Raw genomic sequence first — 25,871 nt, 5'->3', positions numbered from 1 at the left:
TGAAATGGAGACAACCATGATAAAGCCTCACCTGGCCAGCCTTGCGCTGTTGCTTTCATCGCTGGCCGTGCCAGCTGCCTGGGCCGTCGACGTTGGCGCTCGGGTACACGAGGTCGATGCCACGCCCATCGATGAACGCCCAGTGACCGAGCAGGAACGTATCTACCCCTTGGGCGCATTACGCAAGATCAGCGGGCAGCTGCGCATGGAGTCGCAGATCAACGCCCGCGGCCAGGTAAGTTCGGTGACCTATGAACTGCCCCCCGAGCGCAATGCCAAGGAGGCGTTTGCCGCCGCTCGGCAAAGCTTGCAGACCCCGGGCACCCAGTTGCTGTTCTTGTGCGAGGCGCGAGAATGCGGTGAAAGCAGCCTGTGGGCCAACGAGATCTTCAGCAACGCCAAGCTGCTCGGTGCCGACGATCAGCAAAGATTTTTCCTCCTGCGTCTGGCTTCACCCGATGCCGATACCCTGCTGGCAGTCTATTCCGTCACCCGCACCAACCGGCTTGTATCGATGCACGTCGAACAGTTCACCGCCGATGCGCCGCTGGGCGAAGTCTTGCCTAACCCCGCCACCGTGCTGAACGCGCTGCGCACGACCGGTATGCTCGATTACCCCGCCCTGGCCTCTGCGCCGGCCGCACCTTGGGTGACCTTATTGAGCCGCGCCCTGAACCTGGACAGCAGTCTGCGGGTCACATTGGCCGGGCAGGGGGCTGCGGCCTGGCAAACGGCACTGGTCGCTGCCGGGGTACGGGAATCCCGCCTCCAACTGGGCACCCTGGAACAACCCGGGCTGCACATCACACTGATTCGCTGAGCCTGTGGCTGCAGTCGTAACACTTTTTCCTGGATGGAACCCGCAATGCTCAATACCGACCGTCTATTGGTCCAGATTCTGCTGCTCGCGCTGCTAGGGGCATGCCTATGGGTGATGATGCCGTTCGCTTCGGCACTGTTGTGGGGAGCGATCCTCGCCTATGCCAGCTGGCCGTTGATGCGCCTGCTGACCCGCTGGCTGGGTGGGCGGGAAACGTTGGCGGCAGCGATTCTGACGTGCGGCTGGATGCTGCTGGTGATCCTGCCGCTGGTGTGGCTGGGGTTCAACCTGGTCGACCATGTACGCGATGCCACGGCTTTTATTCGTGACGTTCAGGTCGATGGTCTGCCGGCGGCGCCGCAATGGCTGGGTAATCTGCCACTGGTAGGCCCGCGCTTGCTACAAACCTGGGAAAGCCTCGACCACCAGGGCGCGGCCTTGCTGCAAAGCGCCAAGCCGTACTTCGGTCAGGTCGGCAATTGGTTGCTGGCGCGCAGTGCGCAAGTGGGTGGCGGCTTGCTCGAATTGACCCTGAGCCTGGTGTTCGTGTTCTTCTTCTACCGTGACGGGCCGCGAGTCGAGGCCTTTGTGCTGCGCTTGCTGGAACGCCTGATTGGCGAGCGCGCCGGTTACTACCTCGAGTTGGTGGCCGGGACGGTTCAGCGGGTGGTCAATGGTGTGATCGGTACGGCGGCTGCGCAGGCGCTGCTGGCGTTGATCGGCTTTCTGATTGCCGGTGTGCCGGGCGCATTGGTGTTGGGGATCGTCACCTTCATGCTCAGCCTGATCCCCATGGGGCCGCCGTTGGCGTGGGTACCCGCGACGCTATGGCTGGCGTGGAAGGGTGACTACGGCATGGCGATCTTTCTCGGGGTCTACGGGACGTTCGTCATCAGTGGCGTCGATAACGTGCTCAAGCCTTATCTGATCAGCCGAGGCGGTGATCTTCCGTTGGTGATCGTGCTGCTGGGGGTATTCGGCGGGTTGCTGGCGTTCGGCTTTATCGGCCTGTTCATCGGTCCGACACTGCTGGCGGTGGCTTACAGCCTGCTGATGGACTGGACCCGTACGAACAAGGCGGTTTGATCCACGCTGAACCCCTATGAGATCGAGCGCTGCCCGCGAAAGGGCCGTTCCTGAATACGCAGTGCGTCAGTTATGGCGTCTTCGCGGGCAGAGTCCGCTCCCACAGGGGAGTAATCGCAAGCTTTACGCAGAAGCGCTCAACTGGCTGCCCACAGTCTGGCTGTTATCCAGCTGATACTCGCGATTGATGCTGGCGATGAGTTTGCTAAGCGCTGCAGACGTTTCGCTCTGGCTGCTGCTGGTGTCAGAGCTGCTGGAACTGTCGCTGCTCATCGCGCTGCTCAACTCGGAGGCCGAGATGCTGCCGTTGCCGTCGCTGTCGAGGGCGCTGAACAAGGCGTCGCTGGACGTGGAGCTGGCGTTCTGGGCAGGTGGCGGTGGTGGAGGAGTCATGGCAGCGGCCAACTCGTCGGCGCTGATCGTGCCGTCCTTGTTGGTATCCAGCGCCGAAAACACCTGGCTGCTGTCGGTGCTGCTGCCAGCGCTGCTCAGGGCAGTGCTCAACTCGTCGCTGCTGACCGAGCCGTCGCCATCGCTGTCCAGAGAGGCGAGCAGGTCGTCGACCATCTGGCTGTCGCCAGGGCCGTCAGTCGGTGGCTGGGTGCCGGCCTCCAACTCGTCCAGGCTCAAGCCGCTGCTGGAGTCGCCGTCGAGCTTGCTGAAGTTCTGGCTCAAACTCACCAGAATACCGCTCAGGCCCTTGTCGCCGCTGCTTTCGCTGCTGGACAGCGCAGTGCTCAGCTCGGTGCTGCTGACCGAGCCGTCGCCGTCGGTGTCCAGGCTGGCAAACAGCTGCTCCTGGAATTTCTTTGCGGCGGCTGCGCTGGTGGTGCTGGTTGTGCTATTCGTGCTGCTGAGTGAGCTGTAATAGCTCGAAGAACTGCTGATGCCACTGATCATTGGGCATGCTCCCCTGTGTTGGGCCGGTGACGGTCCACCGGCTCATGGAGAATTGCAACAAAGTATGTCCAGCGTGTGTGGCGATTGTATCGGCGCCGCTAGGTCCTGAGCACCGCATGCTCGCCGCGAGGCAGGCGAACCACGGCCGTGAGGCCTCCGCCGGGTGTTTCCTCCAGGCTCAGGCTGCCGCCCAGGCGATGAGCGGCTTCCTTGGCGATGGTCATGCCCAGGCCCACGCCGCCGGAATTGCGATTGCGCGAGCCTTCAAGGCGGAAGAACGGCTCGAACACCGCTTCGCGCTTGTCGGCGCTGATACCGGGGCCGTGATCGATCACCCGCACCACCACCTGGGTGGCGCCATCGGTGATCTCGATCTGGGTCGCACCGGCGTAGCGCAGGGCGTTATCCAACAGATTGCTCAGGCACGAACGCAGCGCCATGGGTTGCGTCTGCAGTGGCGCACACTGGCCGCGGGCCTCGACCAGGGCGCCGTTGTCTTCAGCGTTCTCGCAGAGCGATTCCACCAGCGCCTGCAGGTCGTAGCGCTGCAGGGCCTCGCTGGTGCGCTGTTCGTGCAGGTAGGTGAGGGTCGAGTCGAGCATGCCGATCATGTCGTCCAGATCCTGACGCATCTGGCCCTGAAGTTTCTCGTTGTCGATCTGCTCCAGGCGCAGCTTGAGCCGTGACAGCGGCGTGCGCAGGTCGTGGGACACCGCGCCCAGCATGCGTGATCGCTGCTGCACCTGTTCGCGAATACGCCGTTGCATCACGTTGAAGGTGCTGGCGGCGCGGCGCGCTTCGCGGGGGCCGGTTTCTTCCAGCGCCGGGGCGTCGAGGTTTTCGCTCAGGCGTTCGGCGGCTTCGCTGAAGCGCTGGATGGGGCGTGCCAGCAACTTGGCACCGTACCAGGCGGCGATGATCAAAATGATGAACTGGAATATGAACGGCACCAGCGGCCCGCCCCACCAAGGCCGCGGACGCGGGCGCAGATGTTCGTTACGCTCGAACGCCTCGATTTTTTCATCGGCTGTGGCATTGGCGCTGTCGACAAACGACTCGTTCGGTTGCATGTGCGGCGGCGGGGGTGGCGGTGGTGGGCCGCCATACGCCTGGAACCAAAGAAATGCCAGCAAATGGGCGATGATGATCGCCCCGAGCGAGACGCCGAACAGCCTGGCGAACAGCGTATCGCCTCGCATCAGCCAATTTCTCTCGCATCGAACAGGTAGCCTTCGCCGCGTACGGTCTTGATCAACTGCGGCGCTTTTGGATCATCACCGAGTTTTTGCCGCAGGCGCGAGACCAGCAGGTCGATGCTGCGGTCGAAGGCTTCGATCGAGCGGCCCCGGGCGGCATCCAGCAGCTGCTCGCGGCTCAACACCCGGCGCGGTCGCTCGAGAAATACCCACAGCAGGCGAAATTCGGCATTGGACAGCGGCACCACCAGGCCGTCGGCGGAGATCAACTGACGCAGCACGCTGTTCAGGCGCCAGTTATCGAAACGCACGTTACCGCGTTGGTCGCTGCGATCATCACGCACACGGCGCAGGATGGTCTGGATGCGCGCCACCAGTTCACGAGGCTCGAAGGGCTTGGCCATGTAATCGTCGGCGCCCAGTTCGAGGCCGATGATACGGTCGGTCGGCTCGCAGCGCGCGGTGAGCATGAGGATCGGAATGTCCGACTCGGCGCGCAGCCAGCGGCACAGGGACAAGCCGTCTTCGCCGGGCAGCATCAGGTCCAGCACCACGACGTCGAAAACGTCTTCCTGCAACGCCTGGCGCATGCCCTCGCCATCGGTGACACCGAAGCCGAGGATGCCGAAGCGGGCCAGGTAGTCGATCAGCAGCTCGCGAATCGGCACGTCGTCGTCAACGATGAGCGCACGAGTGTTCCAGCGTTTTTCGTCTTCACCGAGGGAAGCTTTGCTGGCATCGCTGGAGGAGATCGGGGAGTTCTGCATGCTTGCGGTCATCTGCCTGGTAGGGCTGCCGGCCTCACGGCGGGCGGCGGGGTGTAGTGTGCAGGACAGTTGCAGGTCGCAAAGAGCGGGCGATCTGTCGACTGCAGCGTCCGGTGGCCGGACGGTACAGGGGATAAGTATGCCGGGCATTTCCTGAATGTATCAGTCTAGATACATTTCTGCTTTCTGCGACTTTTCAAATAGCTTCACCCCAATCCCTCACAGGGCTGGCGAAACGGTGGGGGATGATACGCCTTTCGCTGCTAAGCATCGAAGTTGGCGAGAGCATTGATGGTCAAGGCACTTGCATCACTTTATGCTTGCCGCTGCAGCGCCAGCCCGGCGATTTGGAAGATGCCTGAACCATGAGTCAGCCCCCCACCATTCTGGTCATCGACGACGAACCACAGATCCGCAAGTTTCTGCGCATCAGCCTCAGCTCTCAAGGCTATAGGGTGATCGAGGCCGCCAACGGCGAGGAAGGTCTGACCCAGGCCGCGCTGGCCAGCCCGGCGCTGATAGTGTTGGATCTCGGGCTGCCTGACATGGATGGCCAAGCGGTGCTGCGCGAGCTGCGACAATGGTCGGCGGTGCCGGTGCTGGTACTGTCGGTGCGCGCCGGGGAGGGCGACAAGGTCGAGGCACTGGACGGCGGCGCCAACGATTACGTGAGCAAGCCCTTTGGCATTCAGGAGTTCCTCGCTCGTGTGCGGGTGTTGTTGCGCCAGGCAGCCGTGGTGCCGGTCAGCAGCGCGGCGATCCTGACGCGGGGCGAGTTGAGTATCGATCTGGCCTCCCGGCAGGTGTCGCTGGCGGGCCTTGCAGTCACCCTGACCCGCAAGGAGTACGCGCTGCTGGCGTTGCTGGCTCAGCACGCCGGCCGCGTGCTCACCCAGCAGCAGTTGCTCAAGGACATCTGGGGGCCGAGCCACGCCGAGGATAGCCACTATCTGCGTATCGTTGTCGGCCATTTGCGCCACAAGCTCGGCGACGACCCCACCGCGCCACGCTATATCGTCACCGAGCCAGGGGTGGGGTATCGGTTGCTTTAGTTGATATACGAGGGTCTCTTGGTCAGCAGAGGCCCGGTCAGACGCCGCGGTCAATAAACCCTGTCAGTGTTTTTCACTTTCATAGTTATCCAACGTATCGCTGGCGATTTCCCGCCCCAAGGCAATCAGTTCCGGCGCCTTGTAGAACTCGAAAAAACGACACACCCGCTTTGGCACGTTGATCAGTACATCCGGCGGATAGCCCGCAATCTTGTATTGCGCCAGCGAGGTCTGCATCACCTCGAAACTCTGGTTGATCAGGTCTAGCAAGGAAGCCGGGCCGACGTTGTCGATGATCACCGAGCCGGTCGCGGACTTGGGCGCGGCTTCGGCCAGCGGCGCGGCGGCCGCTTGTTGCAGGGCCGGATTGGCCGTTTCGGCCAGCCATGGATTGGGCAGCACGGTGGCATCTGCCTTGAGTGTCTGTTGCTCCAGGCGCAGCAGTTGTTCGGCCTGCTTGCGCCGGAATGGCAGATGCGAGCCCAGCGAGCTGAGTAACTGATCGAAGCGCAAACGGAACGCCGCCGGCCGCTCTATCACCGGCAGCGTGTAATGATTCTGCGCTGTGGAATTGAGGTTGACCGCGATGATCAGGTCGCAGTGGCTGGACACTACCGGCACGATCGGCAACGGATTCAACAAGCCGCCATCGACCAGCGTGCGATTGCCTTGGACTACTGGGGTGAACAAGCTCGGGATCGCCGCCGAAGCGCGCATGGCCTGGTGCAGGCAGCCCTCCTGAAACCAGATCTCCTGCTGGTTGGTCAGGTCGGTGGCGACGGCGGTGTAAGGAATGCGCAGGTCCTCGATATTGACCTCGCCGACGATCTTGCGAATCTGCCCGAATACCTTCTCGCCACGTATGGCGCCCAGCTTGAAACTGACATCCACCAGGCGCAGTACGTCGAGGTAGTCCAGGCTCTCGATCCAACGCCGGTATTCATCGAGCTTGCCAGCGGCGTAAATGCCACCGACCACCGCGCCCATGGAGCATCCGGCAATGCAGGCAATTTCATAGCCCCTGCGTTCGATTTCCTCGATCACGCCAATGTGCGCATAACCGCGCGCACCGCCAGAGCCGAGGACCAATGCTACTCGCTTTTTCATCGATCGATTCCGTCGTCGTCGCAATGCCATCAGCATGCCACGCATCGGTTGTTTCAGCGCATGAAATACCGGTTAAAAAGAGCGGACGAACGGCACTTATCGCTAGGTGAAACGTCTGATTGGGCACTACCCTATGTTTTTTCTCGAGGTGTCACCCATGAAAGCCTGGATCTGTGTGCCGTTGTTTGCTTTGGTACTGACGGGTTGCGCCGGCAAGACAGCCTATCGCGATAGTTGCGCCACTAATCTGGACGCCGCCTGGCACGAGCTGGATCTGGCCAAGGCCGAAGGTTTTGCCGGGACAGTGAGCTACTCCAAGGCGCTGGGGCTGCTGACTGGCGCCAAGACCCAGCAGCAAGTCGAAGCGTTCGAGGGTTGCGATAGCAAGGCCGAGAAGGCACGCTTCTACATTCGTGAGTCTCGCGCCGGGCGTTGATCGTCCGCAGTAAGTACCTGCTGCCAGGCTGGCGGCAGGTGCCTTGGGCTATCGGTACAGGGAGCGTCGAGCCATGCGTCATGCACTTGAAGCCTGTCTGCAAGCCGTCAATGAAATACTACTGGGCAAGGAAGTCCAGGTCCGCCTGGCGCTGACCTGCCTGATCGCCAACGGTCATCTGTTGATCGAAGACCTGCCCGGCATGGGCAAGACCACCCTCAGCCATACCTTGGCAAAAGTGCTGGGCCTGAGCTTTCAGCGCATCCAGTTCACTTCCGACCTGCTCCCCAGCGACATCCTCGGCACCTCGGTGTTCGACAAGGACAGTGGCCAGTTCGTGTTCCACCCTGGGCCGATCTTCGCCGAACTGATTCTGGCCGACGAAATCAACCGCGCCACTCCCAAGAGCCAGAGCGCCTTGCTCGAAGCCATGGAGGAGGGGCAGGTGACCATCGAAGGCGCGACGCGTGCGCTGCCGCAGCCGTTCTTCGTCATCGCCACTCAGAACCCCACCAGTCAGGGCGGCACCTTCGCGCTGCCGGAGTCGCAGCTCGATCGCTTTCTCATGCGTCTGTCCCTTGGTTATCCGGCCAAGGCGGCGGAGAAAGCCTTGCTGTTGGGCGAGGCGCGGCGGGATCTGCTGCCACGCATGACGGCGTTGCTCAGCCATGCCCAGCTCGCCGAGTTGCAGGCTCAGGCCAGGCGCGTGCGCGTCAGCGATGCGCTGGTCGATTATGTTTTGCGCCTGGTCGAGGCGACGCGCACCCAGCCGCAGTTCGCCTGGGGCCTTTCGCCGCGTGGCAGCCTGGCGCTGCTGGCGGCGGCGCGAGCCTGGGCCTTGGTGGTGGGCCGCGACTATGTGATTCCCGAAGACGTGCAAGCCGTGCTTCCTTCAGTAGTCAGCCACCGGCTGCGTGAGCGCGCCGACCCGACCGGGCAGGGCGGCAGTGCCCTGGTGCAGTGGCTATTGCGCGAAGTACCGACGCTTTGATCGCCGCGCTGGACCGTCGCTGGCGCCAGTGGCAGGCGCGCCGCACGCCGGCGGTGGCGCGTCTGGAACTTGGTCAGCGGCATATCTTCATCATGCCCAATCGCCTGGGCAGCAGTTTCTTGCTGACCTTGCTGCTCATTTTGCTGGCGGCCATCAATTACCAGAACAGCCTGGCCTACGCGCTGGTATTTCTGCTGGGGTCGATCTTTGTGGTGGCTATTTTGCATACCTTTCGCAATCTGTCGGGGTTGTGGGTCAGCGGCGTGGCCACCGGGGCGGTATTCGTCGGCGAGCAGGCGCGGTTCACCTTGCGCCTCGAGAGCCGCGACAAGCTGCACCAGGCGATTGCCGTAGGCTGGTCGCGTGGCAGTCTGCAGCGAGTCGACATCGATGTCGGCCATGTCATGGAGCTGGAACTTGACCTGCCCAGCGACAAGCGCGGCTGGCTGGTAGCGCCACGGGTGTGTGTCGAGACCAGCTTTCCATTGGGCGTGCTGCGTGCATGGAGCTGGATTGATCCGGGCCAGCGCGTGCTGGTCTATCCGCAGCCGCTGGAAGGCGAATTGCCGACCCTGGCCACGGCACCCACCGATGTCGAAGACGAGGGCATGCGCACGCTGGGGCAGGGCGTCGATGACTATCAGGGGCTCAGGGAGTATCAGCCGGGTGACTCCTGGCGACGTCTGCACTGGAAAGCCTGGTCCCGGGGCGGCGCCTTGTTGATCAAGGAGTTCGCCGAGCTGCGTGGGCGTGATTTGAGCCTGGATTTTCTGGCGCTGGGCGGCGATGTCGAACAGCGCCTGTCGCGCCTGTGCTACTGGGTGCTGACGCTGTCGGCGCAGCAGCGTGCGTTCTCGTTGCAACTGCCCGGGCAATTGCTCGCCAGCGCCAGTGGCGAGGCGCACCGCGAAGCCTGTCTGCGGGCCCTGGCGCTCTACGGGCAGGGCGCATGAGCGTCATGGCTATCCCGCGCGTCAGCCTCGGCTGGCTGTTGCTGGCGCAGGCGCTGGTGATGCTGCCGTTCTGCTTTCAGCTGCCGCTGTGGATGATCGCCCTGTGGCTCGGTTGCAGCCTGTGGCGCGTGCAGATGTTTCGCATGCGCGCGGCCATCCCCGGCAAGTGGCTGAAGGCCGGGTTGCTGCTGGTCACCGCGGTGTGCGTCTACCTGTCCAGCGGGCGGCTGTTGGGGTTGGAGACAGCCGCCGCGTTGCTGGTCGCGACGTTTTTGCTGAAATTGGTCGAGATGCATAGCCCGCGCGATGCCCAGGTGCTGATCCTGCTGGGGTTCTTTTGCGTGGTGGTGGGCTACCTGTTCGACGACAGCCTGCCGTGGGCCCTGTACAGCCTGTTGCCGGTGACCGCGTTGCTCGCGGCGTTGATCGGTCTGCAGCAGGCGCGACTGGTGGCCAATCCCTTGGCGACGTTGCGCACCGCGGCGATGCTGATGCTGCAAGCGCTGCCATTGATGCTGTTGCTGTTCGTGTTCTTCCCCCGATTGCCACCGTTGTGGTCGTTGCCGATGCCGGGTAACCAGGCCCGGACCGGCCTGAGCGACAGTATGTCGGCGGCCGATATCACCGAGCTGGGCCGCTCGCCCGCGGTGGCCTTCCGAGTCAGCTTCGACACGCCGATGCCAGCGCATAACCAGCTGTATTGGCGTGTACTGACGCTTGACCGCTATGACGGTCGGCGCTGGAGCCAGACGCCGTTCACCGGGCTGAGCACGGTGTCGCCGTGGCAACCGCAAGGTGAGCCGTGGCGTTATCGAATAATTCAGGAGCCCAGCGGGCAGCCGTGGCTGGCGGCGTTGGATGTGGCCCGGCCACCGAGTGCCGAGGTGCGTCAGTCCAGTGATTTCGCCCTGCGTCGCCAGCGCCCGATCACCCAGCCGTTCGCTTACAGCCTGAGCTCCTGGCCCCAGGTGCTGCGTGATCCCCAGCCCTTGAGCGATAGCGAGCGCATCCAGGCCTTGCGCCTGCCCACTAGCGGCGATCCACGTACCCGCGCTTGGGCCCAGGACTTGAAAGCGCGCTATGCGCAGGCCCCGGCGCTGGTGCAGGCGATACTCACGCACTTTCATGACCAGGACTACCACTACACCCTCAAGCCGCAAGCGCTGGGAGCGGACGCGGTGGACGATTTTCTGTTCAACAGCCGCCGCGGGTTCTGCGCGCACTTTGCCGGCGCCATGGTCTACGTACTGCGGGCAGCGGGGATCCCGGCGCGGGTGGTGGCGGGTTATCAGGGAGGGGAGCTGAACCCGGCGGGCAAGTTCATCACCGTGCGCCAGTACGATGCCCATGCCTGGGTCGAGTACTGGCAGCCGGAGCATGGCTGGCGCAGCGTCGATCCGACGTTTGCCGTAGCGCCGCAACGCATCGATGTCGGCCTGGCCGAGGCCTTGGCCAGTGATGAGGACTTTCTGCCGGACTCGCCGTTTTCGCCGCTGCGCTATTCCAATCTGGCCTGGCTGAATGACCTGCGTCTGGGCTGGGACAACCTCAATTATGGTTGGCAACGCTGGGTGCTGGGGTATCAGGGCGAGCAGCAGGGCGCGTTGATGCTGTCCTGGTTCAAGGGGCTGGCGGCGTGGATATTGCCGGTGGGCGGCGTGTCGATCATGTTGATACTGACGCTGGTGCTGCTCAAGCCCTGGCGGGCGCGGCAGGAACTCGCACTGCGCCAGTTCCAGCGCTTCGAGCGATTGCTGGCCCGCCATGGCCTGCAGCGCGAGCCCGGGGAGGGGCCACAGGCCTTTGCCGAGCGAGCGGCGCTGGCTTTACCGGAGCAGGCGGCGGCGATCGACAGATTCGCCGAAGCCTTTGTTGCGCAGCGTTATGCCGGCGACGCTGCTGTGCCTGCGATCCTCGACCAGCGCCTTGACGAACTGCGCCGCGCCGCAAGAAAGCCCCGCCGGCCTTAGTAGGGAGGGGGCTTGCCCCCGATAAGGCCAGCCCTTCGTTCTGCGGCGTGTCATGGATGACCCTGTCGGGGGCAAGCCTGCGTCGCTACGGTATTATCCGTTGTCGTGTGCCTGAATCTGCGGCAAGGCAAAGAACGCCCGCGCGCAGGCGGTGGTGTGCTGCGCCAGATCGGCCTCGGTCTCGCCGCGATGCAAGGCCACCTCACGCAATACCTCGGGCAGATAGCCCGGTTCGTTGCGGCCATTCTTGGGCTTGGGTCGCAACGAGCGGGGCAGCAGGTAAGGTGCATCGCTCTCCAGCATCAGGCGTCCGCGGGGGATCTCACGAACCAGTGGATGCAGATGGCTGCCCCGCCGTTCATCGCAGATCCAGCCAGTGATGCCGATGTGCAGATCCAGATCGAGATAGCTGAACAGCGCCTGCCGTTCGCCGGTGAAGCAGTGCACCACGGCCGCCGTCAGCTGGTCGCGGTAATCCTTGAGGATCGCCAGCAGGCGTTGATTGGCATCGCGCTCGTGAATGAACACCGGCAGACGATGTTCGACCGCCAACGCCAGATGCCGCTCGAAGACCTTCTCTTGTTGAGCGCGTGGCGAGAAGTCGCGATTGAAATCCAGCCCGCATTCGCCCACCGCGCGCAGCCGTGGATGGGTCAGCAGGGTGCGCAGACGCTGTTCGCTGTCGGCGTTCCAGTCACTGGCGCTATGGGGGTGCACGCCCGCCGTGGCGAACAGGCGCTGGGCGGATTCGTCGAGCTGTTCGCACAGTTCGAGGGCGTGCTCGCTGCCGTCGATGCTGGTGCCGGTCAACAGCAGTTGGCAGACCCCGGCGGCATAGGCGCGCTCGAGGACTTCGGGCTGGATGTGCGCAAAACTTGCATTGGTAAGATTGACGCCGATGTCGATGAGTTGCATGGTGCTACCTCAGGCAGGAGGCCGAAAAGCATACCAGAGCTGGATAATTTTAATTAAAGCCAAGAACTTCAAGAGGTTATGGCGGTCTGTTGCGGCGAATCATGACCATGGCTGCGGCGCCGGGAGGGCGCTGTCGGGGTCTCCAGGTTCACAGGCACCGGTCCAGTCTGCCCGCAAGTTGCGGTTTTGGTGGCGCCTTGCGTCGTTTTGCAGCATTTGAGCGGCCCCGGGGAAAGTAGATGGCCTGGCTATCGACGACAACGGTCGACCCAACCTCGTGCGCTGAACGGAGCCGGCTACTTTTCTGGAGAGCGGATGACTCGTCCCTCACGTTTGATCCTGGCTTGCCTGGGCTTGCTGTTGCCTATGGCGGCGGTGGCCGGGGCGGCACCCCACGCCGATTCGGCCGCTGCGCATGACAAGCCCGCAGGGCACAAAGGCGCGCCTCGTCAGGTCGCCATGCACAAGGCTCCCACCGCCAAGGTGCGCGATCTCGAGGAGATTCGGCGCAGCAAGACCTTGCGCGTGCTGGTCAACCAGAGCCGCAACAGTTCGGGCGAGGTCGACGGCAAGCTGATCGGTGTCGAGAATTTGCGCCTGCGCGCCTTCGAAACCTACCTCAATGGCCATGCCAGCCCCGCGCAACGCATCCATCTCAAGCTTATCCCCAAGCCCAAGGAGCAACTGCTCGCTGCCTTGCAACGCGGTGAGGGCGACGTTGCGGCACCCGGCGAAGGCGTCGATGCGGCAGCAACCCAGGGCCTGACCGCGAGCGCACCGACGGTCGAGCATGCGCCGATGATCGTGGTCGGCAACAAGGGCGAGCGCACCTTTACCCGAATCGAGCAGTTGTCGGGGCGCACCCTGGCGCTGCCAGCCGGCAGTACGGCGGGGGAGGCGATCACGGCCATCAACGACAAGCTCGCGCAGCGACACCAGCGGCCGGTGCAGGTCGAGTGGGTCGATGGCAGCCTGGCGGTCGAGGACGTGCTGGAGATGGTCCAGGCCGGTATCTATCCCTACACCGCCGTCGAGCAGCCGATCGCCGAGCGCTGGGCGAAAGTGATGCCCAACCTGCGTCTACAGCGCAAGGTCGCGCTCGACAGCCCCGGCCATATCAGCTGGTTTACCAGGGCCAATGCGCCGCTGCTCAGTGCCACGGTGGACCGCTTCGTCGGCGCCTACCAGGTGCCGGCCGATCAGGACACGGCGTTCGTCAAAGCCTACGCGCGCCTTTACAAGGTCCACTATCCGCTGGCCTCGGCAGATCGCCGACGCCTCGAACAATTGCGCCCTTTGCTGCAACGCACGGCGCACCAGCAGGGCATGGACTGGTTGAATCTGGCCGCATTGGCGTTCAAGGAGTCGGCGCTCAACCCTTCGGCTCGAGGCGCGGGCGGCGCCACCGGATTGTTGCAAATCACCCCGGCGGCGGCGCAGCGGGTCGGCGTCGGCAACATCCAGGAGGTCGATGGCAATGTGCAGGCCGGGGCCAAGTACCTGGCGATGCTGCAGCGCAAGTTCTTCTCCAGCCAGAAACTCAACGATCGCGAACGCATGGCGTTCGTGCTGGCGGCGTACAACCTTGGGCCGGAGCGCGTCCAGGCAATGCGCGCCGAAGCCCGCAAGCGCGGCCTGAACCCTGACCGCTGGTTCTTCCAGGTCGAGCGCGTGGCCATGGAACAGGTGGGCATGGGCCCCGTGAGCTACGTCAACAGTGTGAACAAGTATTTCCTGGCCTTCGACCGCGAGCGTGAATCCCTGGAGCCGCAGGGACGGAAACTGGCCGAACGCTGACCTATCAATTTTATCGATAGTGATGTTGCGTTTAATGCGCTTTAAGTATCTGTATATTTGATTAATATGGCGTCCAACACAGACATTCACTTGAATTGAATACAGGACGCCACACCATGAACACACTGATCAAAACCGTACTGACTACCCGCGCCAACTGGGGCATTACCGCACTGCGCATCGCCGTCGGGGTGATCTTCGCCGCCCACGGCTCGCAGAAGCTGTTCGGCCTGTTTGGCGGCTATGGCTTGACTGGCACCGCACAATGGATGGAGAGCATCGGCCTGGCGCCCGGCTTGCTGATGGCCTTGATGTCGGGTGGCGCGGAATTCTTCGGTGGTTTGGCGTTGATATTCGGCTTGCTGGTGCGGCCAGCGGCGGCGGTGTTGTCGATTACCCTGGTGGTGGCGATCCTCTCGGTGCATATCCATAACGGTTTGTTCATGGCCAATAACGGCTACGAATTCGCCTTGGCGCTGCTGGGCGGTACAGTGGCGGTGCTGCTCGAAGGCGCAGGCAAATTGTCGCTGGATCGGGTAATCGGTCGCCGAGTCTTCGTTTGAATGATGCCCAGGTATCACAGGCCTCTTCGCGGGCTCTCCCCGCGAAGAGGCCGACATGGCCGAAGATGTTTCCAGATTCGTCGTTGACAGCCATAGGCCAGCTTCTCTAGCATTGCCACTTGCGCCGATTTAAACAGCTACTTGCGGGGCGCCGATGGGCCACAGGCTCGTCAAATACCGCTAAAGCGCTGGTTCGGTGTTGCCTCCCACCGCTGCCAAGCGGAATCTGGAGGCTGAGATCCCACGCATGAGCAACCTGCGCCCTGACCTGTCCAAGGCTCCTGTCATTACGAGCCCGGTCGCCCGCAATCCCCGCATCCTTCTTGCTGGCAGTCACCAGCCGACCCTGCTGCGCTGCCTCGATGGCTGGCCGCGACGCGGCGGCAAGCCCAGCGCCTTCCTGATCCAGTTCACCGATGACGCCAGCGCCCTGGCCGGGTTCGCCACTGATCGCTTCGATCTGGCCGTGGTTCAGGCGCCCAGCGCCGAGCAACGCGAAGACGTGTTGGGGCACATCACCCGCATCGCCCGGCAGGGCTTGATCACGTTGGGTTGATCACTGCGCCTTGTTGTACTCGATCAAGGTGATCCACCAGCAGACCTCCCCGGTAGGTGTCTGCACCATGGCTTCGTCGTCAACCTGCTTTTTGAGCAGCGCTCGGGCCATGGGTGAATCGATCGAGATATAGTCCATGCGCTGGTAGATCTCGTCGTAGCCGACCACACGAAAGCGTTTGGTTTCGCCGGCTTCGTTCTCGATCTCCACCCAGGCACCGAAAAACACCCGACCTTCCTGTTCCGGCGCGTAGTCGACCACGCGCATGTCTTCAAGGCGTTTGCGCAGGTAGCGCACGCGGCGGTCGATTTCGCGCAGCAGTTTTTTGTTGTACTGGTAATCGGCATTCTCGCTGCGATCGCCAAGCGAAGCCGCCCACGCGACCTTTTGCGTGATTTCCGGGCGATATTCGCGCCACAGGTAGTCCAGCTCTTTTTTCAGAGCTTCATGGCCCTCGCGGGTAATGATCTTGGTACTGAAAACCTTGTTCTCGCTCACGACCTGTCCTTAACCTTCACGTAGCACCGTCAACGGGCTGGCATTGAGTGCCCGGCGTGTGCCGAATATACCGGCCCCGCCGATCAGCAGTGCGCCTATCAGCGGCAATACCAGCAGCCAAGGGTGCGGGCTCCATTGCAGGTGGAAGGCGAAGCGGTACAGCACCCAGCTGATCAGCTCGGTACCCAATGCCGCGAGCAAGCCACTGGCGGCGCCCAGCAGGCCGAATTCGATACGCCGCGCCTTGACCAGCAACCGCCGCTCCGCGCCCAGTGCCCGCAGCAGTGCACCTTGGCGGATGCGTTCGTCGAGGGTCGCTTGCAAGCCCGAGAACAGAACGGTCATGCCCGCCGCCAGCACGAACAGCAAAACGTACTCCACCGCCAGGGTGACCTGGGCCAAAATGCTGCGCAGTTGTTCAAGCAAGGCCTCGACTTGCAACAGCGTCGCCGCCGGAAAGGCCCGGGCCAGTTCGACGATTTGCTGGTCGTGACCCGGCGCCAGGTAGAAGCTGGTGAGGTAGGTAGTCGGCAGGTCCTTGAGGGTGCCGGGCTGGAAGATCATGAAAAAGTTGGGCTGGAAGTTGTCCCAGCTGACGTCCCGCAAGCTGGTGACCTTGACGTCGCGGATCATGCCAGCGACGTTGAAAGTCAGCGTGTCGCCCACCTTGAGCTTCAGGCTGTCGGCCAGTTTCGCTTCGACCGATACGCCCGGCACATCGCTGGCGTTCGCCGCAGTGGTGGTGCTCCACCATTGCCCGGCCGTAATGCGGTTGCCGCTGGGGAGGTCGGCGGACCACGTCAGGCTCAGGTCCCGTTGCGTGGCGTTTTCGCCGCGCGAATCGGCGGTGACGAACTCGGCTACGGGTTTGCCATTGATGGTCGTCAGGCGGCCCGGCACGATCGGATACAAGGGCGCAGCGTGCGCGGAGATATCGCGCAGATGATCGGCGAAGGCCTGCTTTTCGGCGGGCAGGATATTGAGCACGAAATAATTCGGCGCATCCTTGGGCAACTGGTTTTGCCAAGTGTCCAACAGCTCGCCGCGCAGCAGTGCGATCAGCGCCATTGACAGCAGGATCAAGCCGAATGCCAATGCCTGACCGGCAGCCGCGAGGGGATGGCGCAGCAACTGCCCCAGACCCAGGCGCCATGGCAGAGGGGCATCGACCAGCATGCGGCGCAGGCTTTGCAAGCCCAGCAGCAACAGGCCGCCCAGCACCAGAGCGGCGATCAGGCCGCCGCCGAGCAGGGCGAAGGTCAACAGCAAGTCGAGGCTCAGCCGCCACATGATCAGCCCCAGGGCCAGCAAGGCGACGCCGTAGGTGGCCCAGGTGCTGGTGGCGACAGGCAGCATGTCTCGACGTAGTACGCGCAACGGCGGAACCCGGCCCAGCCCGGCCAGTGGCGGCAAAGCGAAACCGGCGAGGGCGACCAGGCCCGTGGCGATGCCTGCCAGTGCCGGCAGCGCGCCACCTGCGGGCAAGGTGCCTGGCAGCAGGCCTTGCAGCAGGGCGAACAACCCCAGTTGCGCGACCCAGCCCAGCAAGGCGCCGGCGACGCAGGCCAGGCCGCCGAGCACCGCCAATTGAATGCAGAACAACAGCATAACCTCGCGCCGCGACAATCCCAGGCAGCGTAACAGTGCGCTGGCATCGAAGCGGCGCATGGCATAGCGGCTGGCCGACAGCGCCACCGCAACGCCGGCCAGCAGGACTGCCACCAGGCTCGCCATGTTCAGGTAGCGTTCGGCCTTGCCCAGGGCGCCGCCGATCTGCTGGTTGCTGTCGCGGGAGTCGAGCAGGCGTTGATTGGGGTCCAGGTGTTCGGACAACGCCTGGCGCCAGGCCGCCACGGATTCGGCCTGGCCACTCCAGAGTTCGCGATAGGTGACTCGGCTGCCCGGCTGGATGATGCCGGTCGCGGGCAAATCATCAAGGTTGATCATCACCCGAGGCGTCAGGCTGTAGAAGTTGCCGGCGCGGTCCGGCTCGTACGTCAGCACCCGGCTCAGGCGCAGGGTCTTCTGGCCGACGTCGATGCTGTCGCCGATCTTCAGGTTCAGGGCCGCCAGCAGGCGCGGCTCGACCCAGGCCTCACCGGGCGTGGGACGATTGCCGGCGGTTTCGACGCCATACGGCTGGGCAGCGCTTTTGAGCTCGCCGCGCAGCGGGTACTGGTTGTCGACCGCCTTGATGCTCGACAGCTGGATGCCGGTATCGGTGGCGATCACACTGGTGAACTCCGCCACCCGCGCATGCGCCAGTGTCGGTGCCTGCAGCTGTTCGGGGCGCGCCGCGCTGGAGCCTTGCAGCACCAGGTCGGCGCCGAGGAATTCGGTCGCGCGCAGCAGCATGGCGCCATTGAGGCGAGCACCGAAATAGCCGATGGCGGTGCTGGCGGTGACGGCCACCAGCAGGGCGAAAAACAGCACGCGCAGCTCGCCGGAGCGGGCGTCGCGCAACAATTGGCGCAGGGCGAGGCTGAACAGACGCGGCAGGGGCAGGCGAGTCATCAAGGCTCCAGAGGGGCGACCAGACGTCCGGCGTCCAGGCGAATCAGGCGGTGGCAGCGGTGCGCGAGGCGCTCGTCGTGGGTGACCAGCACCAGGGTCGTGCCGCGCTCCTTGTTGAGTTCGAACAACAAGTCGCTGATGCGTTCACCGGTATGGCTGTCGAGGTTGCCGGTAGGTTCGTCGGCGAACAGCACATCGGGCTCGGCGGCAAAGGCGCGGGCGATGGCCACACGCTGTTGTTCGCCGCCGGACAACTGGCGCGGCGAGTGGCTCAGGCGCGCGCCCAGGCCGACCCGTTCGAGCAGGCCGCGGGCGCGTTCGCGGGCGTCGCTGCGGCCGTCCAGTTCGAGCGGCAGCATGACGTTTTCCAGAGCGTTGAGGCTGTCGAGCAGTTGGAACGACTGGAACACGAAGCCGACATGTTCGGCCCGCACGCGTGCGCGCTGGTCTTCATCCAGGGTGCTCAGGTCGCGGCCGGCCAGGGTCACGCGCCCGGCACTGGGCAGGTCGAGGCCGGCGAGCAGGCCCAGCAGGGTCGATTTGCCCGAGCCGGAGGCGCCGACGATGGCCAGGCTGTCGCCTCGCTTCAAATCCAGGGAGAGATGGTGCAGGATGGTCAGTTCGCCTTCCGCGCTGGGCACGACCTTGCTCAGATCCTGTGCGGTGAGAATGCTACTAGTGGTCATGGAGATTCCCGATGCGTGTCTGGTTGATGAGTGCTGGCCTGGCCTTGATGTGTCTGGCGCAGAATGCCGCGGCGGGTACAGTCCTGATCGTGGGCGATAGTATCAGTGCCGGTTTCGGACTGGATACCTCCAAGGGCTGGGTTGCCCTGTTGCAGCAACGGCTTGAGCGCGAGGGTTTCAGCGATAAAGTGATCAATGCGTCGATCACCGGCGACACCAGTGGCGGGGCCCAGGCGCGGCTGGCGCCGCTACTCGCAGCCAACAAGCCGGACCTGGTGATTCTTGAACTCGGCGGCAACGATGGCTTGCGCGGTCAGCCGCCCGCGCAATTGCAACAAAACCTTTCAATGATGATCGACAGTGCCAAGGGCGTCGGTGCCAAGGTGCTGCTGCTGGGCATGCAACTGCCGCCCAACTACGGCAAACGCTATACCGATGCTTTCGCCAAGGTCTATCCCGATCTGGCACAGCAGAAGTCCGTGGCCCTCGTGCCGTTTTTTCTTCAGGGCATAGGGGGGGTGCCGGCGCTCATGCAAGCGGATGGTCTGCACCCGGCCGTGGGGGCTCAGGGCATGTTGCTGGATAATGTCTGGCCGGTGCTCAAGCCTTTGTTGTAGGGCGGTTTGGTCGGGTGCGTATATTTGCCGATGAGGCCCTTTTCTATGCGGGCCCTTTCGGCTAATGTGGCGCCCCCGATTTGGAGCCCCTGATGCCGCGTCCTGCCTGGTCACTCTTTGCCTATCAACTGATCGAGCCCGATGAGCAGCTCGACCTGTTCGCGTGCCAGGAAAGTCGTGTGCATATGGTTGCCCGGCAGCTGGAGCTGGGCGGTTCGATCGACCGCACCCTGTGCGGCACCTTGTTGCCAGCGCAACCGCGATGGTCCGGGGTGGCCAAGGCCATTTATCGTGACCAGCGCCTGTGCCGCCTGTGCCGAGCGATTCTGATGGCGCAACGCAAGGGCACGCGACCGATCTGGCCGGAGCTGCAGTCGGAGTTGTAAAAAGTTTCATGCAGCGCGCCCTCGGGGCTGCTCGGCGGCCTCCCGAACAGCCGGGCGGCAGTGTACAATCGCGGTTTTGCCCTCCCGAATGATTTGCGAAGGATTTTCCGGATGTTGCCGCGCTTTTCCGTCGTCACCCGCGCTCTTTCCCTGACGGCTGCCTTGTCGGGTGCCCTGTCTGCTACGTCGGCCATGGCGCTGGAGTTTCCCTTGCCGCCGCCGGGCGAAGACATCGTTGGCCAGGTCCAGGTGATCAAGGCCAAGTACGAAGACACCTTTGCCGATCTGGGCACCACCTTCGATCTGGGCTACCTGGAAATGATCGCCGCCAACCCGGGTGTCGACGCCTGGTTGCCCGGCGCCGGTACCCAGATCGTGCTGCCGACGCGCTTCATTCTGCCACCGGGCCCACGGGAAGGTATCGTCATCAACCTGGCCGAGTACCGCATGTACTACTACCCCAAGGGGCAGAATGTGGTGCGCACTTACCCTATCGGCATCGGCCGGGATGGCTGGGGGTCGCCGATCGGCCTGACCAAGATCACCGCCAAAACCCCGAACCCGACCTGGACGCCACCGGCGTCGGTAAAGGCCGAGCACCTGGCCGATGGCGATCCGTTGCCTAACGTGGTGCCGGCCGGTCCGGATAACCCGCTGGGGCCGTTCAAGTTCGGTCTGGGCTTGCCCGGTTACCTGATCCATGGTTCCAACAAGAAGTTCGGCATCGGCATGCGCACCAGTCATGGCTGCTTCCGCATGTACAACAACAACGTGCTCGAGCTGGCGACCATGGTGCCAGTCGGTACGCCGGTGCGCATCATCAACGAGCCGTACAAGTTCGGCATCAGCGCTGGCAAAATCTATCTCGAGGCGCACACGCCGCTGGACGCCAAGGGCGATCCGTCCCACGAAGACAAGCACGCCGCCGTGGTCAATGCCTTGCTCAATCGCAAAGACCTGGCCGGCAGTCTGAACATGAACTGGGACACCATGCGCGATGTGATCGCGGCGGAAGATGGTATGCCGGTCGAGATTGCCGCGCCGAATGGCCCGGCCATCTCGTCGGCGCCAGCCACGCCCTGATCAGAGGGCAGCACAAAGGCGCCAAGGCCTGCGAGTGCTGCCTCTGGGAAATGGCCCTTTATACCGGTCATAAAAAAAGCCGCCCTTCGCGAGAAGAGGCGGCTTTTTCATGCTGAAGCCATAATCCAGAGGATTATTACTTGCGGCTAGCCTTGTCGAGCATGCGCAGAGCGCGCTCGTTGGCTTCGTCGGCAGTCTGCTGGGCTTTTTGAGCGGCAGCCAGAGCTTCGTCAGCGTGACGATAGGCTTCATCAGCACGGGCTTGAGCACGAGCCGACGCGTCTTCGGTAGCGGTCAGGCGAGCTTCGGTTTCTTTGGATGCGCTGCTGCAACCGGTTGCCAGAACGGCGGCCAGGGCCAGAGCAGAGAATTTCAGAACGTTATTCATCGTGTTCCCCTTAAATTTCTATTTAATAGCCATCTCTCGAGAGTGAGACAATGGCCGGCGTACATAGTACTCATTACTTGTAGTAAGTAAACTGACGAAGCGCAAGAAGCAAAAAAATCATGCAGATTGATGTGCCGCGCATCATCGCGCACTTATGCAGACCGCGGTGATGCGTCCTTGTTCCGGTAATCCCCCGTCAAACCGGCAGTGCAGCATGGAATGTCAGGTTGAACTAGACTGATTGCTACTGAACCATGAGTGACTTTAAGTGTCTGTCGGCGTCTTAATCAACATGCAGTCAGTGTCACGTTTGCAATCATGGGTAATCGCTGTTTCATGCGCGTCCCATATGACAGAGAACGATACCTCTGCTTTCGATGTGCTCTTGCTGCCGGCTTCTATTGGCCAAGGACGAGCGTCGATCGAACAGAGGTTTCCCTCACTGGTAAAACAGCGGTAAGGTAGCGGTCAAAATCCAAGACCCGCGAGGAGTAATGATGAGCGAGGCGCCGTCCATACACCATGACCAGGCTGGTCATCAATTCGAAACCTTCGTCGACGGCCATCGTGCCTATCTGACCTACATGGACTTGGGCAAGCAGACGCTGGATATCTATCGCACATTCGTTCCCAACGAGCTGCGCGGGCAGGGTATAGCAGCAGCCTTGACCGAAGAAGCCCTCGAGTACGCCGAGCGTATGGGCTATGTGGTGATCCCTTCGTGCTCTTATGTCGAGCGCTATATGGAGCTGCATCAGCGGCAGGCGGCCAAGTTGTAAGCGCCAGTGCGAGTCGCGCCGCCATAAAAACGCCGGGCTGAGCCCGGCGTTTTCGTGTCTGTCCTAGTCTTGAAGACGCTTGCGTCGCGGCAGCACGTCCTTGAGCTTGGCGTGCATGCTGCGCAGCGTGGTCTCGGTGCTTTGCCAGTCGATGCAGGCATCGGTGATCGAGACGCCGTACTGCAGGTCGGCCAGGTCCTTGGGAATGGCTTGCGCGCCCCAGTTCAAATGACTTTCCACCATCAGGCCGATGATCGAGTTGTTGCCCTCGACGATCTGGTTGGCGACGTTTTCCATCACCAAAGGCTGCAGGGCAGGGTCCTTGTTGGAGTTGGCGTGGCTACAGTCGACCATGATGTTCGGCCGGATACCGCCTTTTTCAAGCGCCTGTTCGCACAACGCGACACTGACCGAATCGTAGTTCGGCTTGCCGTTGCCGCCGCGCAGTACCACGTGCCCATAGCGGTTGCCCTTGGTGGTGACAATGGACACGCCGCCTTGCGGATTGATGCCCAGGAAGCGGTGCGGGCTGGAGACTGACTGCAAGGCGTTGATCGCTACCGTCAGGCCACCATCGGTGCCGTTCTTGAAGCCCACGGCCGAAGACAGACCAGAAGCCATTTCCCGGTGGGTCTGGGATTCGGTGGTGCGTGCGCCGATCGCCGACCAGCTGATCAGGTCCTGCAGATATTGCGGCGAAATCGGGTCGAGCGCCTCGGTGGCGGTGGGCAGGCCCATTTCTGCCAGGTCCAGCAGCAATTGCCGACCAATGTGCAGGCCGTCCTGGATCTTGAACGAGTCATCCAGATACGGATCGTTGATCAGGCCTTTCCAGCCGACGGTGGTGCGGGGTTTCTCGAAGTACACGCGCATCACCAGGTACAGGGTGTCGCTGACTTCCGCCGCCAGGGCCTTGAGGCGCTGGGCATACTCGTGAGCGGCCTTGATGTCGTGGATCGAGCAGGGCCCGATGACGACGAACAGGCGGTGGTCGGTGCCGTCAAGAATGTTGCGGACCACTGCGCGGCCTTGGGTCACCGTGTGCAAGGCGGCGTCGCTGAGCGGGATGTCCTTCTTGAGCTGATCGGGGGTGATCAGGGTCTCGTTGGACTCCACGTTCAGGTCATTGATCGGTAAATCGGCCATGGTGTTACTCATCAGGTCACAAGTGGTGTCCGCCAGCGATGCCCCGCACGGCGGTGCACACTATTATTCGGCGCAGCGGGGAGCGGAACCTTAGCGCGATACCCCCTGCCTCGACAATGCCCAGTCTTGGCTTTGTGCGCTGTGCGATGGCGGCGAGCGCCTTGCGGCGGCACTGCTAAGCTCTAGCGAGCGCTGTCGTTCGCAGCAGTGACAAGGGGGTTGAATGATCCGGTCCATGTTGTATGCCTCTGATCTTGGTCCGTACGCGCCTTTCGTTCTGCAGCACGCGCTGTCCCTCGCCCGCGCGTTCAAGGCCGATCTGTACGTCATTCACGCCGTCGAGCCGATGAGTCCGTTCGCCGAGTCGGTGTTGCAGAGTTATCTCGATCCTTCCACCCTCGATGATTTGCACCATGAAGGGGTGAGTACGGTTCTGGCGACCATCGAGCAAAAGGTCCTCGACAGCTTCGTCGACGAGCTCGAAGAACCTCAGGACCTGGCGCTGATCAGCGCCGTACGGGTGCGCCAGGGGGATCCGGCGCAAGTCATCCTCGATCAGGTAGAACGTCTTGACGTCGACCTGTTGATCATCGGCAGCCATGGCGAAGGCTGCAGCGCGGACACTCCCTTGGGGCGCACGGCCACGCGAGTCCTGCAGCTCAGTACGGTGCCGGTCTATCTGGTGCCCTTGGGGCAGACCCTGAATGGGCGAGCGCCGGGGCAGGGCGAATAGCCTCTAAAAGGCCAGCAGGGGTGGCCTGTGGAAAATTTTCATTACAATTAATAAAAAGTTCTATGTTTCCGGGTTTTACCATTGATATAGTTATAACCCGTCGCTGCTGCAGGTGACGTCTATCTGCTTTGAGGGAACTTTATGAAGCTTCAGCAACTGCGCTACATCTGGGAGGTGGCGCATCACGACCTCAACGTCTCCGCCACAGCGCAAAGCCTGTACACCTCGCAGCCGGGGATCAGCAAGCAGATCCGCCTGTTGGAGGACGAGTTGGGAGTCGAGGTGTTCGCCCGCAGCGGCAAGCATCTGACTCGCGTGACGCCTGCGGGCGAGCGGATCATCAATACGGCCGGCGAGATTCTGCGCAAGGTCGAGAGCATCAAGCAGATCGCCCAGGAGTTCTCCAACGAGAAGAAAGGCACTCTGTCGATCGCCACCACCCATACTCAGGCGCGTTATGCCCTGCCACCGGTGATCAGCAATTTCATCAAGCAATACCCCGATGTTGCCTTGCACATGCACCAGGGTTCGCCCATGCAGATTGCTGAAATGGCCGCAGACGGCACCGTCGATTTCGCCATCGCCACCGAGGCGCTGGAGCTGTTCGGCGACCTGATCATGATGCCGTGCTACCGCTGGAACCGCTGCGTCGTGGTGCCTCAGGGCCATCCACTGACCAAGGTCGGCAAGCTGACGCTCGAAGTGCTCGCCGAGCATCCTATCGTCACGTACGTGTTCGGTTTTACCGGTCGCTCCAAGCTCGACGAGGCTTTCAGCCATCGCGGCCTGACCCCGAAGGTGGTGTTCACCGCAGCCGACGCCGACGTCATCAAGACTTACGTGCGCCTGGGTCTGGGGGTCGGTATCGTTGCGCGCATGGCGGTCGATGAGAAGCTGGACAGCGACCTGGTGGTGCTGGATGCCGACCATCTGTTCGAGGCGAGTGTGACCAAGATCGGCTTCCGTCGCGGGACCTTCCTGCGCGGATTCATGTGCGACTTCATCGAGAAGTTCGCGCCGCACCTGACCCGCGATGTGATGGCCAAGGCTATCCAGTGCCACAACAAGCAAGAGCTCGAAGAGCTGTTTGCCGGGGTCGAGTTGCCCAAGCACTGATCGCTCTGCTCTCTGTGGGAGCGGGCCTGCGCGGAAGTCCGGTGGCGCCTCAAGCCTTGCTGATCAAATTGCCGGCATGCAGCCCGCATTCCTTCTGGGTGGCTTCTTCCCACCACCAGCGGCCTTCGCGCTCGTGCTGGTTCGGCAATACCGGGCGGGTGCAGGGTTCGCAGCCGATGCTGATGAAGCCGCGCTCGTGCAGGCTGTTGTAGGGCAGTTCGAGCATTCGGATATAACCCCAGACTTCCTCACTGCTCATCTGCGCCAGTGGATTGAACTTGTACAGCGGGCGATCTGGCGTCGAGAACGCTGCGTCGATTTCCAGGGCTGCCACCTGGCTGCGGGTGCCGGGGCTCTGATCGCGGCGCTGCCCGGTGGCCCAGGCCGTCACGCCTGACAGTTTACGTCGCAGTGGCTCGATCTTGCGCACGCCGCAGCACTCGCCATGGCCGTCCTTGTAGAAACTGAACAGGCCCTTTTCCTTGACGAACGGCTCCAGCTTGCTGTGATCCGGGGACACCAGCTCGATGGCGATCTTGTAGTGCTCGCGGACCTGGTCGATGAAACGATAGGTTTCCGGGTGCAGGCGGCCAGTGTCGAGGCTGAAGACTTTGACGTTCTTGTTGAGTTTCCAGGCCATGTCCACCAGCACCACATCTTCGGCGCCACTGAAGGAAATCCAGACATCGTCACCGAACTGGCTGAAGGCAAGCTTTAGGATGTCCTGTGGGGACTTGTTGGCGTAGGTCGCGGCGAGTTCGGCGACATCGAAGGGTTGGCTCATCAGGCGGCTTCCGGTAGTCAGTGGCGCTTGGG

27 protein-coding genes are annotated in these 25,871 nt (G+C 62.6%); 16 read left to right on the top strand and 11 right to left on the bottom strand.

What is annotated here, in order from left to right; genetic code table 11:
- Positions 1-19: 19 nt before the first annotated feature.
- Positions 20-820 carry a DUF4892 domain-containing protein gene (locus LIX93_RS24165; protein ID WP_226506702.1) on the top strand — a complete coding sequence of 267 codons (801 nt, stop codon included), beginning with the start codon at positions 20-22 and terminating at the stop codon, positions 818-820.
- Between the two features lie 45 nt (positions 821-865).
- Positions 866-1,906, top strand: a complete 1,041-nt coding sequence (locus LIX93_RS24160; RefSeq protein ID WP_226506589.1) for an AI-2E family transporter — start codon at positions 866-868, stop codon at positions 1,904-1,906.
- A 123-nt stretch (positions 1,907-2,029) separates the two neighbouring features.
- On the opposite strand, the gene LIX93_RS24155 is transcribed toward LIX93_RS24160, so the two are convergent.
- The 3 genes from LIX93_RS24155 to LIX93_RS24145 all read right to left on the bottom strand — a co-directional run bounded on the left by LIX93_RS24155 (position 2,030) and on the right by LIX93_RS24145 (position 4,769).
- Complete coding sequence (locus tag LIX93_RS24155) at positions 2,030-2,806, bottom strand: EF-hand domain-containing protein (RefSeq protein ID WP_226506588.1); 777 nt, start codon at positions 2,804-2,806, stop codon at positions 2,030-2,032.
- Positions 2,807-2,904: 98 nt separating this feature from the next.
- Positions 2,905-4,005, bottom strand: coding sequence for a HAMP domain-containing sensor histidine kinase (locus tag LIX93_RS24150; RefSeq protein ID WP_226506587.1), 1,101 nt, complete (start codon positions 4,003-4,005; stop codon positions 2,905-2,907).
- Positions 4,005-4,769 carry a response regulator gene (locus LIX93_RS24145; RefSeq protein WP_226506586.1) on the bottom strand — a complete coding sequence of 255 codons (765 nt, stop codon included), beginning with the start codon at positions 4,767-4,769 and terminating at the stop codon, positions 4,005-4,007. The genes LIX93_RS24150 and LIX93_RS24145 overlap by 1 nt, the downstream gene beginning before the upstream one ends.
- A 365-nt stretch (positions 4,770-5,134) precedes the next feature.
- Between LIX93_RS24145 and LIX93_RS24140 the strand changes: the two genes are divergently transcribed.
- Positions 5,135-5,821, top strand: a complete 687-nt coding sequence (locus LIX93_RS24140; RefSeq protein ID WP_226506585.1) for a response regulator — start codon at positions 5,135-5,137, stop codon at positions 5,819-5,821.
- 63 nt (positions 5,822-5,884) lie between these two features.
- On the opposite strand, the gene LIX93_RS24135 is transcribed toward LIX93_RS24140, so the two are convergent.
- Entirely contained in the window at positions 5,885-6,928 is a 1,044-nt protein-coding gene (locus LIX93_RS24135; RefSeq protein WP_226506584.1) for a patatin-like phospholipase family protein, read from the bottom strand.
- 157 nt (positions 6,929-7,085) lie between these two features.
- On the opposite strand from LIX93_RS24135, the gene LIX93_RS24130 reads away from it, so the two are divergent.
- The 4 genes from LIX93_RS24130 to LIX93_RS24115 all read left to right on the top strand — a co-directional run bounded on the left by LIX93_RS24130 (position 7,086) and on the right by LIX93_RS24115 (position 11,278).
- A complete protein-coding gene (locus tag LIX93_RS24130) occupies positions 7,086-7,364 on the top strand; it encodes a hypothetical protein (RefSeq protein ID WP_226506583.1) in 279 nt (92 codons plus the stop codon).
- A 73-nt stretch (positions 7,365-7,437) separates the two neighbouring features.
- Positions 7,438-8,355: an AAA family ATPase gene (locus LIX93_RS24125; protein ID WP_226506582.1), complete on the top strand. Its 918-nt coding sequence runs from the start codon at positions 7,438-7,440 to the stop codon at positions 8,353-8,355.
- Positions 8,352-9,308, top strand: coding sequence for a DUF58 domain-containing protein (locus LIX93_RS24120; protein ID WP_226506701.1), 957 nt, complete (start codon positions 8,352-8,354; stop codon positions 9,306-9,308). Before LIX93_RS24125 ends, LIX93_RS24120 begins: the two co-directional genes overlap by 4 nt.
- Positions 9,305-11,278 (top strand): DUF3488 and transglutaminase-like domain-containing protein, encoded by a 1,974-nt coding sequence (locus tag LIX93_RS24115; RefSeq protein ID WP_226506581.1) that lies wholly within the window; start codon positions 9,305-9,307, stop codon positions 11,276-11,278. The genes LIX93_RS24120 and LIX93_RS24115 overlap by 4 nt, the downstream gene beginning before the upstream one ends.
- A 93-nt stretch (positions 11,279-11,371) precedes the next feature.
- Here LIX93_RS24115 and LIX93_RS24110 read toward each other — a convergent pair whose 3' ends face one another.
- Positions 11,372-12,193: a TatD family hydrolase gene (locus tag LIX93_RS24110; protein WP_226506580.1), complete on the bottom strand. Its 822-nt coding sequence runs from the start codon at positions 12,191-12,193 to the stop codon at positions 11,372-11,374.
- A gap of 315 nt (positions 12,194-12,508) precedes the next feature.
- Between LIX93_RS24110 and LIX93_RS24105 the strand changes: the two genes are divergently transcribed.
- From LIX93_RS24105 to LIX93_RS24095, 3 genes are all read left to right on the top strand, one after another.
- Positions 12,509-13,990, top strand: coding sequence for a transglycosylase SLT domain-containing protein (locus LIX93_RS24105; protein WP_226506579.1), 1,482 nt, complete (start codon positions 12,509-12,511; stop codon positions 13,988-13,990).
- 116 nt (positions 13,991-14,106) lie between these two features.
- A complete protein-coding gene (locus LIX93_RS24100; protein WP_226506578.1) occupies positions 14,107-14,553 on the top strand; it encodes a DoxX family protein in 447 nt (148 codons plus the stop codon).
- 247 nt (positions 14,554-14,800) lie between these two features.
- Positions 14,801-15,109 (top strand): class I SAM-dependent methyltransferase, encoded by a 309-nt coding sequence (locus LIX93_RS24095; RefSeq protein WP_226506577.1) that lies wholly within the window; start codon positions 14,801-14,803, stop codon positions 15,107-15,109.
- On the opposite strand, the gene greB is transcribed toward LIX93_RS24095, so the two are convergent.
- The 3 genes from greB to LIX93_RS24080 are packed head-to-tail and all read right to left on the bottom strand — an operon-like array spanning position 15,110 to position 18,807.
- The gene (gene greB / locus LIX93_RS24090) at positions 15,110-15,607 is read right to left on the bottom strand and encodes a transcription elongation factor GreB (RefSeq protein ID WP_226506576.1); all 498 of its coding nucleotides are present in this window, start codon (positions 15,605-15,607) and stop codon (positions 15,110-15,112) included. It abuts the gene before it with no gap.
- A gap of 9 nt (positions 15,608-15,616) precedes the next feature.
- Positions 15,617-18,121 (bottom strand): ABC transporter permease, encoded by a 2,505-nt coding sequence (locus LIX93_RS24085; RefSeq protein ID WP_226506575.1) that lies wholly within the window; start codon positions 18,119-18,121, stop codon positions 15,617-15,619.
- Positions 18,121-18,807: an ABC transporter ATP-binding protein gene (locus LIX93_RS24080; RefSeq protein ID WP_226506574.1), complete on the bottom strand. Its 687-nt coding sequence runs from the start codon at positions 18,805-18,807 to the stop codon at positions 18,121-18,123. Before LIX93_RS24080 ends, LIX93_RS24085 begins: the two co-directional genes overlap by 1 nt.
- A gap of 11 nt (positions 18,808-18,818) precedes the next feature.
- Here LIX93_RS24080 and LIX93_RS24075 point away from each other — a divergent pair, with 11 nt between their 5' ends.
- The 3 genes from LIX93_RS24075 to LIX93_RS24065 all read left to right on the top strand — a co-directional run bounded on the left by LIX93_RS24075 (position 18,819) and on the right by LIX93_RS24065 (position 20,893).
- A complete protein-coding gene (locus LIX93_RS24075) occupies positions 18,819-19,424 on the top strand; it encodes an arylesterase (protein WP_226506573.1) in 606 nt (201 codons plus the stop codon).
- A 92-nt stretch (positions 19,425-19,516) separates the two neighbouring features.
- Positions 19,517-19,810, top strand: coding sequence for a hypothetical protein (locus tag LIX93_RS24070; RefSeq protein WP_226506572.1), 294 nt, complete (start codon positions 19,517-19,519; stop codon positions 19,808-19,810).
- Positions 19,811-19,921: 111 nt separating this feature from the next.
- A complete protein-coding gene (locus LIX93_RS24065; protein WP_226506571.1) occupies positions 19,922-20,893 on the top strand; it encodes a L,D-transpeptidase family protein in 972 nt (323 codons plus the stop codon).
- Between the two features lie 136 nt (positions 20,894-21,029).
- Here LIX93_RS24065 and LIX93_RS24060 read toward each other — a convergent pair whose 3' ends face one another.
- Positions 21,030-21,281, bottom strand: a complete 252-nt coding sequence (locus LIX93_RS24060) for an Lpp/OprI family alanine-zipper lipoprotein (RefSeq protein WP_226506570.1) — start codon at positions 21,279-21,281, stop codon at positions 21,030-21,032.
- A gap of 497 nt (positions 21,282-21,778) precedes the next feature.
- Between LIX93_RS24060 and LIX93_RS24055 the strand changes: the two genes are divergently transcribed.
- Positions 21,779-22,060, top strand: a complete 282-nt coding sequence (locus tag LIX93_RS24055) for a GNAT family N-acetyltransferase (protein ID WP_226506569.1) — start codon at positions 21,779-21,781, stop codon at positions 22,058-22,060.
- 63 nt (positions 22,061-22,123) lie between these two features.
- Here LIX93_RS24055 and LIX93_RS24050 read toward each other — a convergent pair whose 3' ends face one another.
- The gene (locus LIX93_RS24050; RefSeq protein WP_226506568.1) at positions 22,124-23,206 is read right to left on the bottom strand and encodes a 3-deoxy-7-phosphoheptulonate synthase; all 1,083 of its coding nucleotides are present in this window, start codon (positions 23,204-23,206) and stop codon (positions 22,124-22,126) included.
- Positions 23,207-23,429: 223 nt separating this feature from the next.
- On the opposite strand from LIX93_RS24050, the gene LIX93_RS24045 reads away from it, so the two are divergent.
- Together LIX93_RS24045 and cysB are read left to right on the top strand one after the other, a co-directional pair.
- Positions 23,430-23,939, top strand: coding sequence for a universal stress protein (locus tag LIX93_RS24045; protein WP_226506567.1), 510 nt, complete (start codon positions 23,430-23,432; stop codon positions 23,937-23,939).
- A gap of 141 nt (positions 23,940-24,080) precedes the next feature.
- Positions 24,081-25,055 (top strand): HTH-type transcriptional regulator CysB, encoded by a 975-nt coding sequence (gene cysB, locus LIX93_RS24040; protein ID WP_226506566.1) that lies wholly within the window; start codon positions 24,081-24,083, stop codon positions 25,053-25,055.
- A 49-nt stretch (positions 25,056-25,104) separates the two neighbouring features.
- On the opposite strand, the gene LIX93_RS24035 is transcribed toward cysB, so the two are convergent.
- The gene (locus tag LIX93_RS24035) at positions 25,105-25,839 is read right to left on the bottom strand and encodes a phosphoadenylyl-sulfate reductase (RefSeq protein WP_226506565.1); all 735 of its coding nucleotides are present in this window, start codon (positions 25,837-25,839) and stop codon (positions 25,105-25,107) included.
- Positions 25,840-25,871: the final 32 nt, after the last annotated feature.

The sequence above is a fragment of the Pseudomonas sp. MWU16-30317 genome (assembly GCF_020515695.1).
In the GTDB taxonomy this organism is placed as follows: Bacteria; Pseudomonadota; Gammaproteobacteria; order Pseudomonadales; family Pseudomonadaceae; genus Aquipseudomonas.
The sequence above is the reverse complement of the archived record's forward strand: the minus strand, read 5'-3'. Positions and strand labels throughout refer to the sequence as shown.